Raw genomic sequence first — 14,685 nt, 5'->3', positions numbered from 1 at the left:
TCACTTGTGCACGGAGGAGCCTCCCACCGGCCCCAGGCCGGTGGCGGTCTTCCCGTGCAGCGCCAGGCGGCAGGCTTCCTGCAGGTAGCTTTCGAAGCGCTCCACCACCGTATCCCAGGCCTGATGGCTGGCGTGATGACGGGCGTTCAGCCGCACTCGGCGCAGACGCTCCGGGTCTTCCAGCAGCCAACTGGCCGCCTCGAAGAAGCCTTCGGTGTCGCCCGGCGTCGCCAGGGTGCCGTTGTGCCCGTGACGGATGTGCTGGCCCGCCGCCGCCTGGTCGAACGCCACCACGGCCAACCCTGAGGCCAGCGCTTCCAGCACCACGTTGCCGAAGGTTTCCGACAGGCTGGGGAACAGGAACAGGTCGCCGCTGGCGTAGTGCCGAGCCAGTTCCTCGCCGCGCTGCAGGCCGCAGAACACGGCTTCGGGCAGTTCCTTCTGCAGGTGCGCGCGCTGCGGGCCGTCGCCGACTATCACCAGGCGCAGCTTGAGCTGCGGGTGCGCCGCGCACAGGGCGCGGAAGCTGCTGCCCAGCAGCGACAGGTTCTTCTCCGCCGCCAGCCGACCAACGTGCAGCACGGCGATGTCGCGTTCGCCCAGGCCCCATTCACGGCGCAGCGTCTCGTCGCGCCGGGCGGGGTTGAACAGTTGGCTGTCGACGCCGCGCGAAAGCTGCGCCAGGCGTTCGAAACCGCGTCGCTGCAACTCCAGGGACTGGCTGACGCTGGGCACCAGGGTCTGCTGGGTACGGTTGTGGAACCAGCGCAGGTACAGCGTCACCAGGCGCATCAGCGGGCCGAAACCATAGTGCGCGCTGTACTGCTGGAAATTGGTGTGGAAGCCGCTGATCACCGGGATCCGCAGGCGCCGCGCGGCGCGCAGCGCGGCGAGGCCCAGCGGGCCTTCGGTGGCGATGTAGAGCACGTCGGGACGCACGCCCTTCCAGTGGCGCAGCAGCTTGTGCAGGCAGGACTGGCCCCATTGCAGGCCGGGGTAACCGGGCAGCGGCCAGCCACGTGTGAGCACCAGCTCGGCGTCGCTGTGGCGGCCGCCGTCGCCCTGCTGCCGCGGCCGTACCACCTGGATCTGATGTCCGAGGCGCAACAGCCCCGAAGCCAGCCGGCCCAGGGTGTTGGCGACGCCGTTGATTTCCGGCGGAAAGGTTTCGCTGATCAGCGCGATGCGCAGGGGAGTCGTGGTCATGCTCGCAGTGTCCCGGCGCGCGGTGGCGCGCCGATGACAGAGCGATGATCGATAGGTGACAGCGGCTCGGGCGGCGTCGGTGATTACTTCACCAGCGCCTGGTCGCCGCCTTCACGTACCCAGAACAGCACCGCGCCGGCCACGGCGGCGGGCATGGCGACCAGGTTGACCAGCGGGATCAGCAGCACCAGGTAAGTGATGCCGCCGAAGCCCATACAGGCCCAGCGCTTGCTGCGCAGCCAGGCGAGCATTTCGTTCCAGCCCAGCTTGTGGTTGTCCGCCGGGTAGTCGATGTACTGCACGGCCATCATCCACACGCCGAACAGCAGCCAGAGCGGCGCGGCGATCAGGTTCAGGCCGGGGATCAGGCTGAGGATGAACAGCGCGATGGCGCGCGGCAGGAAGTAGCCGAGCTTGCGCAGTTCGCGGCCGATGGTGCGCGGCACCATCGCCATCAGTTCGGCCCAGCTGAAGGCCGGGAAATCGTCGGTGCCGCGCACCACCACTTCGACCTTTTCCGCGAGGAAGCCGTTGAAGGGCGCGGCGATCAGGTTGGCGATCAGGGTGAAGGTGAAGAATACGATCAGCAGCACCAGCGTGACGAACAGCGGCCAGAGGATGAACTGCAGGAAGCTCAGCCACTCCGGCAGGCTCGGCATCAGCCAGTCGACCCAGTGGCTGAACTGGTTGATGGCAAAACCGATCAGGCCGATGAACAGGATGAGGTTGATGCTCAGCGGCAGCAGGACGAACAGCCGCAGACCGGGGCGCATCATCAGTTTCAGGCCTTCGCCGAGGTATTGCGGGCCGCTCAGGGTAGACATGGGACTCTCCAGGAAACTCTCCAAGGGTAAAGCGCTTGCGACCTTAGCAGACCCGGCGAATGGCCGGCGAGCCGTCTGTTTTGCCGGGTGTGTGGCAGTTCAGGCGCGGCTGTAGCGTTGGCAGCGGTTGCGCTCCTGCTTGGCCTGGTACATGGCGCTGTCGGCGGCGCGGGTGAGGCTTTCGGGATCGCTCGCGTCCTGTGGATAAAACGCGATACCGATGCTCGGCGTGACGAAGTCGATGGTCTGGCCGCCTAGCTCGTAGGGACTGCCCAGCACCCGCAGCAGGCGCATGCCCAGGCTTTCGGCCTGCGGCGGTTCGGCGTTTTCCAGCAGCACGGCGAACTCATCGCCACCCAGGCGGAAAGCCTGGTCCGGTTGCCGCAGGCTATTGTGCAGGCGCTCCCCGACGGCGGCCAGCAGGGCATCGCCGGCGGCGTGGCCGAAGTTGTCGTTGACCTGTTTGAACCGATCCAGGTCGATGTACAGCAGCGCAACGCGCTCGCAGCGGGTGATCGAGGCGGGCAACTGCTCGTCGAAGGCCTTGCGGTTGCCCAGGCCGGTCACGGCGTCGCGGAAGGCCAGGTCGATCAGTTGGTTCTGGTAGGCAACGTGCTGGCTGATGTCGCGCAGGATGCCGCGGAAGCCGCGGAACAGGCCTTGGTGGTCGAGGATCGCCGAGCAGCGCGTCTCGCAGTTGAGCAGCCGGCCGTCGCGGCAGCGGAAGGGGGCGGAGAAGGTGGTTTCGCGCTGTTCGTCGCGTACCTGGACGTAGAGTTCCTGGGCGCGGCGGGCGTCCTCGTCAAGCAGCAGTACGCTGTAGTGGCGGCCGGCGACCTCCTGCGCCGAATAGCCCAGCATCCGGCACAGCGCGGCGTTGACGGTGAGCAGGATGCCGTTGTCGTCCATCTCGAAGTAGCCGTCGCGGATCGCGTCGAGGATCGCCCGGTCCCGCGCCTCGCTCTGCTCCAGGCGGTCGAGCATGTGGTTCATCTCGCCGGCGAGCTGGCCGAGTTCGTCGTTGCCTAGGTTGCCGAGACGTTGCTGATGGTCCTCCGGGCCGATGTTCGAGACCTCGCGATTGAGCGTGCGCACGCGACGGATGATCCAGAACTCCAGCGCCAGGTAGGCCAGCAGCATGGCGGTGGCCAGCAGGGCCAGGGCCTGGTAGAGGAACAGGCGGATGGACTGTCGGCCCTGCTGGTAGAGCGGGCGCGGGCTGACCACGTCGAGCCGCATCTGCGGCTGGCCCTGGGAGCTCAGGTACAGCAGCGACATCTGCTGGGCGTTCTTGCCGAGCAACTGGCGGGGGCTGAGCAGGGTGGTACCGCGATTGCTGGGAATGTTCAGCGGTCGCCAACTGCTGTCGGGGCTGGAGTCGTTGGCCAGGTGCAGGCGCGCGCCCATCTGGTTCTCCAGGGCGGCCATCCGTTCCTTGTCGAACAGCACGCCGGCGATCAGAGCGCCGGCGGGTTCGGCGTGGCCGGCGGTATCGCTGATCGGGTAGCTCAGCAGCAGTTGCGGCACGCCGTCGATCTGCACCAGTTGGTCGATGCTGTGCCGCGTATTGCCCTGGATGTCGAGGGCGCCGAGCGCGAGGGCGGTTTTCAGGATGTCGCGCCGCAGGGTTTCCGGGCTGGGCATGGAGGCGCCGGGGAAGCGGCCGGGCAGGTCGTCGAGCTTCCATTGCTGGCCGACGACCCGGCCCTGGCGGTCGACGTACAGCACGTAGTCGAAGCTGAGGAAGCCGAGCATGTCGACTTCGAGGTTCTCCTCGACGAACTTCGGATCGGGTTTCTGCATGAAGGCATAGCTGCTGTCCCACTGGGCGTAGCTGCGCACGATGTCGAGGAAGCGTTTCTTCTCGAAGCCGATGCGCTTGTGGACGATGCGCACCTCGTCGGCCAGGCGCTGGCGGTCGCCGCGGTCGAAACGGTCGAGCAGGATCATGTCGGACAGCATCCAGACCCCGGCCAGACTGGCGGCGAACAGGGGCAGGAACAGCAGGAGCAGGCGGGCGCGAAGATTCATGCGGGGACTGAAGGGACCTTGAGCGTTGGCTTGAGTCTAGTCAGCCCGAAGGGAGATGCGTGGTGCATAGACAAGGGCTATTGGGTGAATTGGGAAAGGGCATTTCTGTAGGCATGAGTCTGAGCTGTAAGCTCCGCCCCAAGTCGAATTGCGCAGGATCAATGGAAAATCAGGATACGCCTGACTTATCTCAACGGCACTGGGAAACTCTGCGGGACAATGGATTCCGTGGTTCAGACCACGCCGCATCGTCCACGGTCTCCAGGCCATGCGGTCCTGCGCAAGAAACCTTTCAGAGGAGCTGCCGTTCCTCCCAACCTTCCCCCTGGTACTTTGGCAGCTCCCTTTTCTTTTGCCTGACTTTCCTTGTCTGACTCTCTTTAGCTGAAAAAGGAGGCTGCGATGTCCGAGAATCGCCACGCGCGGGTCATCATCCTGGGTTCCGGTCCGGCCGGATACAGCGCCGCGGTCTACGCCGCCCGCGCCAACCTCAAGCCGCTGCTGATCACCGGCCTGCAGGCCGGCGGCCAGTTGACCACCACCACCGAAGTCGACAACTGGCCCGGCGATCCCCACGGGCTCACCGGACCCGCGCTGATGCAGCGCATGCAGGAACACGCCGAGCGCTTCGAGACGGAGATCGTCTTCGATCACATTCACGGCGTCGACCTGGCGGGCAAGCCCTTCGTGCTCAAGGGCGACAGCGGCACCTACACGGCGGATGCGCTGATCATCGCCACCGGCGCCAGCGCGCGATACCTGGGGCTGCCCTCGGAAGAGTCGTTCATGGGCAAGGGCGTGTCCGCCTGCGCGACCTGCGACGGCTTCTTCTACCGCAACCGCGAGGTGGCGGTGGTCGGGGGCGGCAATACCGCCGTGGAAGAGGCGCTGTACCTGGCCAACATCGCCAGCAAGGTGACCCTGGTGCACCGCCGCGACAGTTTCCGCGCCGAGAAGATCCTGCAGGACAAGCTGCGTGCCCGAGTGGCCGAGGGCAAGATCGAGCTGCGCGTGAATGCGCAGGTCGACGAGGTGCTGGGCGACGACATGGGGGTTACCGGCGTGCGCCTGCGCCACAACGATGGCGGGACGTCGGAGCTACCGGTGGATGGCCTGTTCGTCGCCATCGGCCATACGCCCAACACCTCGCTGTTCGAAGGCCAGTTGGCATTGAAGGACGGCTACCTGGTGGTCAACGGCGGCCGCGAAGGTAACGCCACCGCCACCAACATTCCCGGTGTGTTCGCTGCCGGCGACGTGGCCGACCACGTCTACCGCCAGGCGATCACCTCCGCCGGCGCCGGCTGCATGGCCGCTCTGGACGTCGAGCGTTACCTGGATTCCCTGTAACGGCCCGAAGAGCCGGCGTGCAGGAAGAGGCCCCGCTTGCGGGGCCTTTTTCTTTTCTGCTCGGCGAGGCGGGATGTTCTTGGCAGGCCGTATAACGCATCAGCGTTATCCACCGCTGTGATCGGCGTACGGGCAACCTGTAGGAGCGAGCTTGCTCGCGAACGATCTGGCACCGTGCCTTGCAGGTTCGCGAGCAAGCTCGCTCCTACAGGTGCAGACCGTGGCGCGCGAAATGAAAAAGCCCCGCATCAGCGGGGCTTATTCATCGAGCCAGACAACTCAGCCGCGACGCGACAGCGGCTGGCGCTCGAAGTTGACGCCGGCCAGGCCGGTGCTCTGCAGGGCGCGGATGTTGGCGTGGTCGGTGCCTTCGGGGTTCTCACGTACGGCGCGGTAGTGCTCGCCGAACGCCAGCAGCGACTCTTCCTGGCTCAGGCCTTCGAGAATCGCAAAACCCAGGGTCTTGCAGGAACCTTCGTTCTGCCCGGCGGGGTTTTCCACGCTGCCGTTGCTGAAGGCGCTGGGGGTGTAGCTGTAGTGCTCGGCGATGTACGCGAGGGTGTCGGTGAACAGGTGCTGCTCGCTGCGCAGGCGCGCGCGAAAATCGTTGAGGGTCATCAAGGCAAACTCGTCAGTGCTTTTTCGCGTTATCGAAGGCCGCCTGCTGTTCGGGCGTCGCTTCCTTCTGGTACTTGGCCTTCCATTCGGCGTAAGGCATGCCGTAGATCTCTTCGCGGGCCTGGTCAGGGCTGACGTCCAGTCCCATGTCGTCCGCCGCAGCCTTGTACCACTTGGACAGGCAGTTGCGGCAGAAGCCGGCAAGATTCATCAGATCGATGTTCTGCACGTCCTTGCGGGTACGCAGGTGCTGCACCAGGGTGCGGAAGGCGGCGGCCTCGAGTTCCGTGCGTTGTTCTTCGGTCAGATGGGTGGGCTCGGTCATGGCGTGTCTCTCAGTGGGCGCAACAGAGGCGCATGGCGGGGCTGTCGAGATTCTAGGAGGCCAGCGATCTGCCAGCAACGCCCGTTGGCCGGCTGGCACGGGCGTGCAGAATGCTCGACTGCCCGGTCAGCGCTGGGCGGCCAGCGCGATGGACACCGACTCGGCGAAACGCAGGGCGTGGGGCTTGTCGACCTCCACTTCGGCGTAGCGCACGGCCGGGTTGCTCATCACCAGGTCGAGCAGTTCCTGGGTCAGGCGCTCGAGCAGGGCGAAGCGGTTTTCCTCCACGTGGGCGATGATCGCCTTGGTGATGGTGCGGTAGTTCAGGGCGTGGTCGATGTCGTTGACCTGCACCGCATCGCCGGCCGGGTAGAGGATGGTGAGGTTGATCAGCACATCCTGCTTGTTGAGGATTTCGTCCTCCTTGATGCCGATGTAGGTGCGCACGCGCAGATCCTTGACCCGGATTCGCGCCATGCCTGGCTCCAGTCGCGTCATTTCACTTGCTCCGTCCGATCAGTTGCAGAAATTCCTGGCGGGTGGTGTTGGACTCGCGGAAGGCGCCGAGCATCACCGAAGTGTTCATCACCGAGTTCTGTTTCTCCACGCCGCGCATCATCATGCACATGTGCTGCGCTTCGATCACCACCGCCACGCCGGCGGCGCTGGTGACCTGCTCAATGGCCTCGGCGATCTGCCGGGTCAGGCTTTCCTGGATCTGCAGGCGGCGCGCGAACATGTCGACGATGCGCGCCACTTTCGACAGGCCCAGCACCTTGCCGGTGGGAATGTACGCCACATGGGCCTTGCCGATGAAGGGCAGCAGGTGGTGTTCGCACAGCGAGTAGAGCTCGATGTCCTTGACGATCACCACCTCGTCGTTGTCCGAGGCGAACAGCGCGCCGTTGACGATCTCTCCCAGCGTCTGCTCGTAACCGTGGCAAAGGTACTGCATGGCCTTGGCGGCGCGCTTGGGCGTGTCGAGCAGGCCCTCGCGGCCGGGGTCTTCGCCGAGCCCTTTGAGAATCTCACGGTAGTGGCGAGACATGTCTTCGATCATGGTGGGATTCCTCGCGCCCGCGCCGGGCGGGTCATTTGAGGTGCCGGCCGCCGTTGACGGTCAGGGTGGTGCCGGTCACGTAGGGGCTGTCGAGCAGGTAGCGCACGCTCTGGTAGATCACCTCCGCGCCCGGTTCGATGCCCAGGGCGGATTTCGCCAGGGTGCGCACTCGGTAGTCCGCGTCGTCGCCTTCGTTGAACAGGATCAGGGCCGGCGCGATGCCGTTGACCTTGATGCGCGGCGCGAAGCGCGCGGCGAAGGACAGGGTGAGGTTGTCCAGGCCGGCCTTGCTGGCGCAGTAGGCGATGCGATTGGCGCTGCCCTTGCGGGCGACGTCGTCGGAGAGGTGGATGATGTCCGCCGGGGCGCCACGTTCGACGGCGTCGCGTTCGAGCAGTTCGGCGCAACGCAGGTTGATCAGGTAGGGCGCGAGCATGTGCAGGCGGAACAGTTCGCCGAAGGCGTCCGCCTCAAGGCCGGGCTCTTCGCTGATCCAGGCCGAGGCGTTGTGGACGATCGCGCGCAGGTGGTCGGTGCGGGATTTCAGCGTGTCGATGAAGGCGAGGATGCCGGCTTCGTCGGCCAGCTCCGCGTGCAGGCAGGTGGCGCCCAACTGGCGCAGCTCATCGACGCCGGGCTTGTCCTGGCGATAGGTCACGATCACCGGCTGGCCGTCCTGTAGCAGGCGCTTCGCGCAGTGCAGGCCGATGCGCTGGCTGGCGCCGGTGATCAGGATGGGAGCCGGGGTGTTGCCCATGCGCGCCTCGTGAAGTCGGGGAAAACGGCGCGCAGGGGAATATCCGAGCGGCCGGGTAGGGCAAAACTATACCAGCCCCGGCGCGGCCGGGCACGGATGGGGCATAATGGGAGGCCTTGTCTTGCCTTGTGGGAGTGATCATGAAAGTCGCCATTCTGTCCGGCTCGGTCTACGGCACCGCCGAAGAGGTCGCGCGCCACGCCAAGCGCCTGCTTGACGCGGCCGGTTTCGAAGCCTGGCACGATCCGCGCGTGACCCTCGACGGCCTGCTGGCCTTCGCCCCCGAGGCGCTTCTGGTGGTGACCTCGACCACCGGCATGGGCGACCTGCCGGACACCTTCCAGCCGCTGTACTACGCGCTGCGCGATCGCCTGCCGGACTGGCGCGACCGTCCGGGCGGCGTGATCGCCCTGGGCGATTCCAGCTACGGCGACACCTATTGCGGCGGCGGCGAGCAGGTACGCGAACTGCTGGTGGAGCTGGGCATGCGCGAAGTGGTGCCGATGCTGCGCCTGGACGGCAGCGAGACGGTCGACCAGGAGACCGACTCCGAGCCGTGGATTGCCGAGTTCATCGCCGCGCTGAAAGCCTGATGCATCCCCGCGCCCGTTATCTGATCGACACGCTGGGGCTCGCCCCGCACCCCGAGGGCGGTTTCTACCGCCGCGTGTTCGATTCGACCCTGACGGGCGCCGATGGCCGCCAGCAATCCTCGGCCATCTTCTTCCTGCTGCCCGGCGGCACAGTCAGCCGCTGGCACCGTATCGACGCCGATGAGTTGTGGCATTACCACGAAGGCGGGCCGCTGGACCTGCTGGTGGCCGAGCGGCCGGACACTCCTGTACGCATCGAACGCCTCGGCCCGGTGGGCGAGGGCAGCCTGCCGCAACGCGCGGTGCCCGCCCATGCCTGGCAGGCGGCGCGGTGCCGGGGGGATTATGTGTTGGTGGGCTGTACGGTATCGCCGGCGTTCGAGTTCGGCGGGTTCAGGCTGCTGGCCGATGACAGCGAGGCGCAGCGAGCGTGGCCGCGATTGGTCGGGGAGTTCGCGGAGCTGCTGTAAAGCGGTTCGCGAGCAGGCTCGCTCCTACAAGGGCGGGCTCGGCACAGAGGCTAACCTGTAGGAGCGAGCTTGCTCGCGAACCCGCATCACGCCGACCCCAGCGGATGCAACGGCATCTCCCGCATCAGATCCAGCCAGGCCTTGGCCGCATTCGACAGGTACGCATCGCGCCGCCAGATGAAGCTGATGTCCCAGCGCAGCTCCGGCTCGCGGAGCAGCACGCGCACCACCCCCGGACGCTCCAGTTCCTCGGCCACCACCCGTGGCAGCAGCACCACGCCTTGCCCGGCGGCGACCAGCGCGCCGAGGAAGTCCGCCTGCCCGCTGCGGCCACCCTCGCGCGGCTCGAAACCGGCTTCGCGGCAGGCGCGCAGCAGGCGGTCGTTGAGGGTGAAACTCTGCTGGTAGAGCAGGAACGGCGTATCGGCCAGCTCCACCAGGCTCAGGCTTTCCCGCGTCGCCAGCGGGTGATCGGCGGGGAGCAGGGCGTCCAGCGGTTCGTTGCAGAACGGCTGGTGGTCGAAGGCCGGGTCTTCCGGGGTGAGACCGCCGCCCAGTTCCAGTTCGCCGCGGTGGACCAGTTCCTCCATCGTCTTGCTGCCGCCCTCGATCAGGTGCACGGCGATATTCGGATAGCGCCGCCGGTACTCGGCGAAGCGTCCGGCGAACAGGGCGTCGGCGCCCAGCAGCGGTAATCCCAGGCGCAGTTCGCCACGGTGCAGGCGGCTGAGGTCATCCAGTTCGGTGAGCAGTTCGCGGCGCAGGCGCAGCATGTCCTCGGCGCGGCGCAGCACCAGCTCGCCGGCGGCGGTGAGGCTCACGTGCGGGCCGCTGCGTTCCAGCAGTTGCACGCGCAGGCTCTGCTCCAGCTGGGCGATCTGCTTGCTGACCGCCGACTGGCTGGCATTCAGGTGTACCGCCGCCTGGGTGAAGCTGCCCTGGCGCACCACTTCGGCGAAGGCGCGCAGTTGCTTGAATTCCATTCTGGAATGGCTCCGATTCGATCTATTCGCTTTAGGGATGGTAGGCGCGGGAGTAGGCTTTGCGCCATTCCCAACCGATTTTCCACCCACTCAACGTATCGAGACCGCTGCCATGTTCCGCCGCGCCGCCCGCCTGTTTCTCGAACTTGCCGTTCTGGTCGCCTTCTGGTGGCTCGGCGGCTGGATCGCCACCCTCACCGGCCTGCCGTTGCCGGGCGGGGTGATCGGCCTGGCGCTGCTGCTGACGCTGTTCGCCTGTGGGGCGATCCGCCCGGCCCTGCTGCAGGGCGGTGCCGGCCTGCTGCTGGCGGAGATGCTGCTGTTTTTCATCCCCGCGCTGATGAGCCTGCTGGACTACGGCCCGCTGCTGCGCAGCGAGGGTTGGAAGATTCTGCTGGTGATCACCGCCAGCACCGTGATGGTGATGCTGTCCACCGCCCTGGCGGTGGAGTGGATGTGCCGCTGGAGATCGCGCCATGAGCCTCGATAAGCAAGCCCTGTTCTGGTTGGCCGTCACCCTCGGCGGTTACCTGCTCAGCCGTACCCTCTACCGCCGTTTCCAGCAGTACTGGCTGTCACCCATCGTCTTCGTGCCGGCGCTGCTGTTCGCCCTGGCGATCCCGCTGCACGCGCATTATGCCGACTATGCCCGCGACACCCGCTGGCTGGTCGCACTGCTCGGCCCGGCCACGGTGGCCTTCGCCATTCCGATCTGGCAGCAGCGCGCCTTGCTCGCCCGCCATTGGCCGGCGCTGCTGACCGGCATGCTCGCCGGCTCGACCGTGGCCATCGGCAGCTCCTGGGCGCTGGCCCATGCCCTGGCGCTGGATGGTCAGGTGACCCTGTCCCTGCTGCCGCGCTCGATCACCACGCCGTTCGCGATGGAAATGTCCCATGACCTGGGGGGCGTGCCGGATCTGACGGCTGCCTTCGTGATGATCACCGGGGTGTTCGGCGCCCTGGTGGGCGGCGTGCTGATGCGCCTGCTGCGACTGCGCTCGACCCTGGCGCGCGGCGCGCTGCTGGGGGTCGGCGCCCACGGCGCGGGTACCAGCCGGGCTTACGAGTTCGGGGGAGAAGAAGGTTCGGCGGCGGGGCTGCTGATGGTCCTGACCGGGCTGTTCAACCTGCTGCTGGCGCCGGTCCTGGTGTGGTGCCTGTGATCAACTGAGCTCGTAGGCATCGAGCATGCGGGAGGTATCGGCGGGGGAGTTGAACATCATCACGTCGATGATCGACAAGCCCGCCTCGAAGGTCGGGCGCTTCTGGTCGTAGGGGACGAGCCTGGGTTCCTGGAAGCGCAGTGTCAGCCCGGCCGCCTGGTACTTGCCGCGGTCGAAGAAGCTCTGCCCGCCCGGCGGGTTCCAGTATTCCTCCACGCCCTCCAGCGCCTTGCAGATATTCAGCGCCCACTCGTCCGGCGCCTGCGGGCGCTGCAGGGACAGGTCCATACGCGAGAGCACCGGCATCTGCCGGGGGAAGCCCAGGTAGGCGCAGGTTGCCTCCAGGGTGGTCTTGTTCAGCGAGACGATGTCGTCGAACGGGTGGTCCAGCGCCGTTGCGATCATTTCCCGCACGTCGTGGTAGTGCGGTGCGACCTTGCGGTACACCTCCAATTGCGAAAAGAAACTGCGCCGCCAGTCCTGGCGGTTGTCCAGGCGCACGTCCTTGATCAGCGTCTCGCGGTGATGCTTGACGCGCGGCACGCGAATGTACAGCCAGCCGTCCTGCGGCTTGAGGATGCGGTTGCGCTCGATCCAGCCGTGGTGGATGTACTGCACCGTGTCGAACAGGACGAACAGGTCGGTGTGCTTGATCAGGCTGAAATAGCCCAGGTACGGAAAGAAATAGGGCTGCATGATGGCGGTCTTCTTCACGGGACATCCTCGTTGACCGGCATGGAGTCTCCTCCCGACTCCCGGGTACTACTCTCGAAGGGCACTGCAAATGGTATTGCGAAATGTTTCCAGGCGGATTGGGGGCCGTGGACGGCACTCGGGCAGGGAGTGGAGAGGGGCACGCTTCCGCCGGCCCTGAGGGGCGAGTTGCCTGCGGCACCGTCTGGACGCCGCTTCTGGAGGGAGTCGCCGTTGCGCCGAACTCCGCCGGTGCGGTAGGGGTGACTCTATCCACTATAGGCGGGGACATCCGTCGCGCAAGATCGCGCAAGGCGGTGTCTTCGCCTGCGCTTATGGGCAGGCATTCGCCAGACGTCGGCACGTGCAACTGTCAGTTCCGTGACAGTCCATTCTGCGTCACGCTGACTAGACTGCGCCATCGAACAACAACAACGAAGAGGCTACCGACCATGCACGCCGCACACCCGCTGCCCACCGTGAACGTCAAGGAGCAGGTCTCCGCCGCCGAATGGCAGACCCGTGTCGATCTGGCCGCCTGCTACCGACTGATCGCGATGCACGGCTGGGATGACCTGATCTTCACCCATATCTCCGCCAAGGTACCCGGCACCGAAGACTTCCTGATCAACCCCTTCGGCATGATGTTCCACGAGATCACCGCGTCCAGTCTGGTGAAGGTCGATGTCTCCGGCAAGAAGCTGATGGACAGCCCCTACGAGATCAACCCGGCCGGCTACACCATCCACAGCGCCGTCCACGAAGTCCGCCACGACGTCTCCTGCGTGCTGCACACCCACACCGCCGCCGGCATCGCCGTCTCCGCGCAGAAGCAGGGCCTGCTGCCGATTTCCCAGCAGTCGCTGTTCGTGCTCGCAAGCCTTGCCTACCACGGCTACGAGGGTGTGGCGCTGAACCACGATGAGAAGGCGCGCCTGCAGGCGGACCTGGGCGAGGCCGGCTTCATGATCCTGCCCAACCACGGCCTGCTGAGCTGCGGGCCGACCATCGCCGACACCTTCCTGATGATGTTCGTCCTGCAGCGCGCCTGCGAAATCCAGGTGCTGGCCCAGGGCGGCGGCGCCGAGTTGATCATGATCCCGCAGCAGATTCTCGACGGCGCAATGGCGATGGCGGCCGGCGTCACCCGCAGCAAGCAGGGCCTGGGCGGCGCGCTGGCGTGGCCGGCGTTGCTGCGCAAGCTGGACCAGCAGAACCCCGGCTACCGTGACTGATGTGATGGGCCTGCCCGGCATCGCCCTGTGCGACTGGCGCGCACAGGGCCGCTCCTTCACCTTTCGGGGCCACGACATCCGCTACTGGAGCGCCGGCAGCGGCGAGCCGCTGCTGCTGATCCACGGCTTCCCCACTGCCTCCTGGGACTGGCATTACCTGTGGCGCCCGCTGGCCGAGCGCTACCGGGTGATCGCCTGCGACATGCTCGGCTTCGGCGACTCCGCCAAACCGCGCGGGCACGACTACCGCATCCACGAACAGGCCGAGTTGCAGCAGGCGTTGCTGGAGCACCTGAAGGTGCGCGAGCCGATTCACCTGCTGGTGCACGACTATGGCAACAGCGTCGGTCAGGAACTGTTGGCCAGGCACGAGGATGGGCGTTTGCGTGTGGCGTCGTGCGTGTTCCTCAATGGTGGACTGTTCCCGGAAACCCACCGTGCGGTGCTGTCGCAGAAGCTGCTGCTCAGCCCGCTGGGCGGCGTATTCGGCCGACTGTTCGACCGCCGGCGACTGGCGCAGAACTTCGCCAAGGTCTTCGGCCCGCGAACGCAGCCCTCGGCGGAGGAACTGGACAGCTTCTGGAGCCTGATCCGGCATAACGACGGGCAGCGCGTGATGCACCGGCTGATCCACTACATCCTCGACCGCCGCGAACACCGTGAGCGCTGGGTCGGCGCCATGCAGCGCACGCGGGTGCCGCTGCGGGTGATCGATGGGCCGCTCGACCCGATTTCCGGTGCGCACATGGTGGCGCGCTACCGGGAACTGATCCCGCAGCCGGATACCGTGCTGCTCGACGGCATCGGCCACTACCCGCAGGTCGAGGCACCGGAGCGGGTGCTGGAACATTATCTGGCGTTTCGTCAGGAGCGGACGCCGTAGATTCGGATTGATCCTCGCCCATATCGGAATGGGCTGATGGCTCGGCGTTGTCCTGCGCACGTAGCGTTGCGGGTCTTTCCAGCCAGAGATCGCCGCCATGCCGCTCAGAGTCATCATTCCCGTTCGCCAGCCGCAGGGTTCGTTGCTGTACCGGGTACTGCTGCACCTGCGCCGGGACTTCGCCTGGGTCGCCGTACCCCTGCTGCTCCTGCTTCTGGCCGGCGGTGCGGCCGGTTGCTATTTCGCCTGGCTGATCCGGCACTGGCTGCCCGCCGCCGGTGCCGTTGCGGCACTGTTGCTGGCGGTGGGTCTGTTGCTGTTCTGGGGCGAATACGACTGGTGGCTGTTCAAGCTCGGCCCGCGCGAGGACGTGAACCTGCCGCTGCGCTGATCATCCCCCCGCCTTATTGGACACCATTCGCCCTGGTCGTCTTGCTTGTGACCGAATCGTGACTGCTGGACACTTCGAAAAAACAGACCTGCCTGGAGTTCCA

At 66.2% G+C, this 14,685-nt stretch carries 18 protein-coding genes; 8 read left to right on the top strand and 10 right to left on the bottom strand.

Annotated elements, in window-relative coordinates; translation table 11 throughout:
* The 3 genes from ACYCAX_RS04635 to ACYCAX_RS04625 form a co-directional block, all read right to left on the bottom strand.
* A complete protein-coding gene (locus tag ACYCAX_RS04635; protein WP_294977128.1) occupies nucleotides 1-1,206 on the bottom strand; it encodes a glycosyltransferase family 4 protein in 1,206 nt (401 codons plus the stop codon).
* A gap of 83 nt (nucleotides 1,207-1,289) precedes the next feature.
* The gene (cysZ, locus tag ACYCAX_RS04630; RefSeq protein WP_015478717.1) at nucleotides 1,290-2,030 is read right to left on the bottom strand and encodes a sulfate transporter CysZ; all 741 of its coding nucleotides are present in this window, start codon (nucleotides 2,028-2,030) and stop codon (nucleotides 1,290-1,292) included.
* A gap of 99 nt (nucleotides 2,031-2,129) precedes the next feature.
* Nucleotides 2,130-4,061, bottom strand: coding sequence for a sensor domain-containing diguanylate cyclase (locus ACYCAX_RS04625; RefSeq protein ID WP_460247487.1), 1,932 nt, complete (start codon nucleotides 4,059-4,061; stop codon nucleotides 2,130-2,132).
* A 402-nt stretch (nucleotides 4,062-4,463) separates the two neighbouring features.
* On the opposite strand from ACYCAX_RS04625, the gene trxB reads away from it, so the two are divergent.
* Nucleotides 4,464-5,411: a thioredoxin-disulfide reductase gene (trxB, locus tag ACYCAX_RS04620; RefSeq protein ID WP_015478715.1), complete on the top strand. Its 948-nt coding sequence runs from the start codon at nucleotides 4,464-4,466 to the stop codon at nucleotides 5,409-5,411.
* 279 nt (nucleotides 5,412-5,690) lie between these two features.
* On the opposite strand, the gene ACYCAX_RS04615 is transcribed toward trxB, so the two are convergent.
* The 5 genes from ACYCAX_RS04615 to folM all read right to left on the bottom strand — a co-directional run bounded on the left by ACYCAX_RS04615 (nucleotide 5,691) and on the right by folM (nucleotide 8,171).
* Entirely contained in the window at nucleotides 5,691-6,029 is a 339-nt protein-coding gene (locus tag ACYCAX_RS04615; protein ID WP_015478714.1) for a HopJ type III effector protein, read from the bottom strand.
* A gap of 13 nt (nucleotides 6,030-6,042) precedes the next feature.
* Nucleotides 6,043-6,354, bottom strand: a complete 312-nt coding sequence (locus tag ACYCAX_RS04610) for a DUF1244 domain-containing protein (RefSeq protein WP_015478713.1) — start codon at nucleotides 6,352-6,354, stop codon at nucleotides 6,043-6,045.
* Nucleotides 6,355-6,480: 126 nt separating this feature from the next.
* On the bottom strand, nucleotides 6,481-6,852 hold the full coding sequence (gene folX / locus ACYCAX_RS04605) for a dihydroneopterin triphosphate 2'-epimerase (protein WP_015478712.1): 372 nt from the start codon (nucleotides 6,850-6,852) through the stop codon (nucleotides 6,481-6,483).
* A 1-nt stretch (nucleotide 6,853) separates the two neighbouring features.
* Nucleotides 6,854-7,414, bottom strand: a complete 561-nt coding sequence (gene folE, locus ACYCAX_RS04600) for a GTP cyclohydrolase I FolE (protein ID WP_041712168.1) — start codon at nucleotides 7,412-7,414, stop codon at nucleotides 6,854-6,856.
* 31 nt (nucleotides 7,415-7,445) lie between these two features.
* Nucleotides 7,446-8,171 (bottom strand): dihydromonapterin reductase, encoded by a 726-nt coding sequence (folM, locus tag ACYCAX_RS04595; RefSeq protein WP_015478710.1) that lies wholly within the window; start codon nucleotides 8,169-8,171, stop codon nucleotides 7,446-7,448.
* A gap of 140 nt (nucleotides 8,172-8,311) precedes the next feature.
* Between folM and ACYCAX_RS04590 the strand changes: the two genes are divergently transcribed.
* Both ACYCAX_RS04590 and ACYCAX_RS04585 read left to right on the top strand, forming a co-directional pair.
* On the top strand, nucleotides 8,312-8,764 hold the full coding sequence (locus tag ACYCAX_RS04590) for a flavodoxin (protein WP_015478709.1): 453 nt from the start codon (nucleotides 8,312-8,314) through the stop codon (nucleotides 8,762-8,764).
* The gene (locus tag ACYCAX_RS04585) at nucleotides 8,764-9,234 is read left to right on the top strand and encodes a cupin domain-containing protein (RefSeq protein WP_015478708.1); all 471 of its coding nucleotides are present in this window, start codon (nucleotides 8,764-8,766) and stop codon (nucleotides 9,232-9,234) included. The genes ACYCAX_RS04590 and ACYCAX_RS04585 overlap by 1 nt, the downstream gene beginning before the upstream one ends.
* A gap of 86 nt (nucleotides 9,235-9,320) precedes the next feature.
* Here ACYCAX_RS04585 and ACYCAX_RS04580 read toward each other — a convergent pair whose 3' ends face one another.
* The gene (locus ACYCAX_RS04580) at nucleotides 9,321-10,217 is read right to left on the bottom strand and encodes a LysR family transcriptional regulator (protein ID WP_015478707.1); all 897 of its coding nucleotides are present in this window, start codon (nucleotides 10,215-10,217) and stop codon (nucleotides 9,321-9,323) included.
* 112 nt (nucleotides 10,218-10,329) lie between these two features.
* Between ACYCAX_RS04580 and ACYCAX_RS04575 the strand changes: the two genes are divergently transcribed.
* Nucleotides 10,330-10,707: a CidA/LrgA family protein gene (locus ACYCAX_RS04575; protein WP_294972585.1), complete on the top strand. Its 378-nt coding sequence runs from the start codon at nucleotides 10,330-10,332 to the stop codon at nucleotides 10,705-10,707.
* Nucleotides 10,694-11,380, top strand: a complete 687-nt coding sequence (locus ACYCAX_RS04570) for an LrgB family protein (protein ID WP_015478705.1) — start codon at nucleotides 10,694-10,696, stop codon at nucleotides 11,378-11,380. The genes ACYCAX_RS04575 and ACYCAX_RS04570 overlap by 14 nt, the downstream gene beginning before the upstream one ends.
* Here ACYCAX_RS04570 and ACYCAX_RS04565 read toward each other — a convergent pair whose 3' ends face one another.
* Nucleotides 11,381-12,094: a WbqC family protein gene (locus tag ACYCAX_RS04565; RefSeq protein ID WP_015478704.1), complete on the bottom strand. Its 714-nt coding sequence runs from the start codon at nucleotides 12,092-12,094 to the stop codon at nucleotides 11,381-11,383.
* 431 nt (nucleotides 12,095-12,525) lie between these two features.
* Here ACYCAX_RS04565 and ACYCAX_RS04560 point away from each other — a divergent pair, with 431 nt between their 5' ends.
* The 3 genes from ACYCAX_RS04560 to ACYCAX_RS04550 all read left to right on the top strand — a co-directional run bounded on the left by ACYCAX_RS04560 (nucleotide 12,526) and on the right by ACYCAX_RS04550 (nucleotide 14,582).
* A complete protein-coding gene (locus ACYCAX_RS04560; protein WP_015478703.1) occupies nucleotides 12,526-13,308 on the top strand; it encodes a class II aldolase/adducin family protein in 783 nt (260 codons plus the stop codon).
* Nucleotides 13,309-13,312: 4 nt separating this feature from the next.
* Nucleotides 13,313-14,191 carry an alpha/beta fold hydrolase gene (locus ACYCAX_RS04555; protein WP_015478702.1) on the top strand — a complete coding sequence of 293 codons (879 nt, stop codon included), beginning with the start codon at nucleotides 13,313-13,315 and terminating at the stop codon, nucleotides 14,189-14,191.
* Nucleotides 14,192-14,288: 97 nt separating this feature from the next.
* Nucleotides 14,289-14,582 carry a hypothetical protein gene (locus ACYCAX_RS04550; RefSeq protein WP_015478701.1) on the top strand — a complete coding sequence of 98 codons (294 nt, stop codon included), beginning with the start codon at nucleotides 14,289-14,291 and terminating at the stop codon, nucleotides 14,580-14,582.
* Nucleotides 14,583-14,685: the final 103 nt, after the last annotated feature.

The sequence above is a fragment of the Pseudomonas sp. MT3 genome (assembly GCF_054720805.1).
Note: the sequence above shows the minus strand (reverse complement) of the source record. Positions and strands in the feature narration are given on the sequence as shown.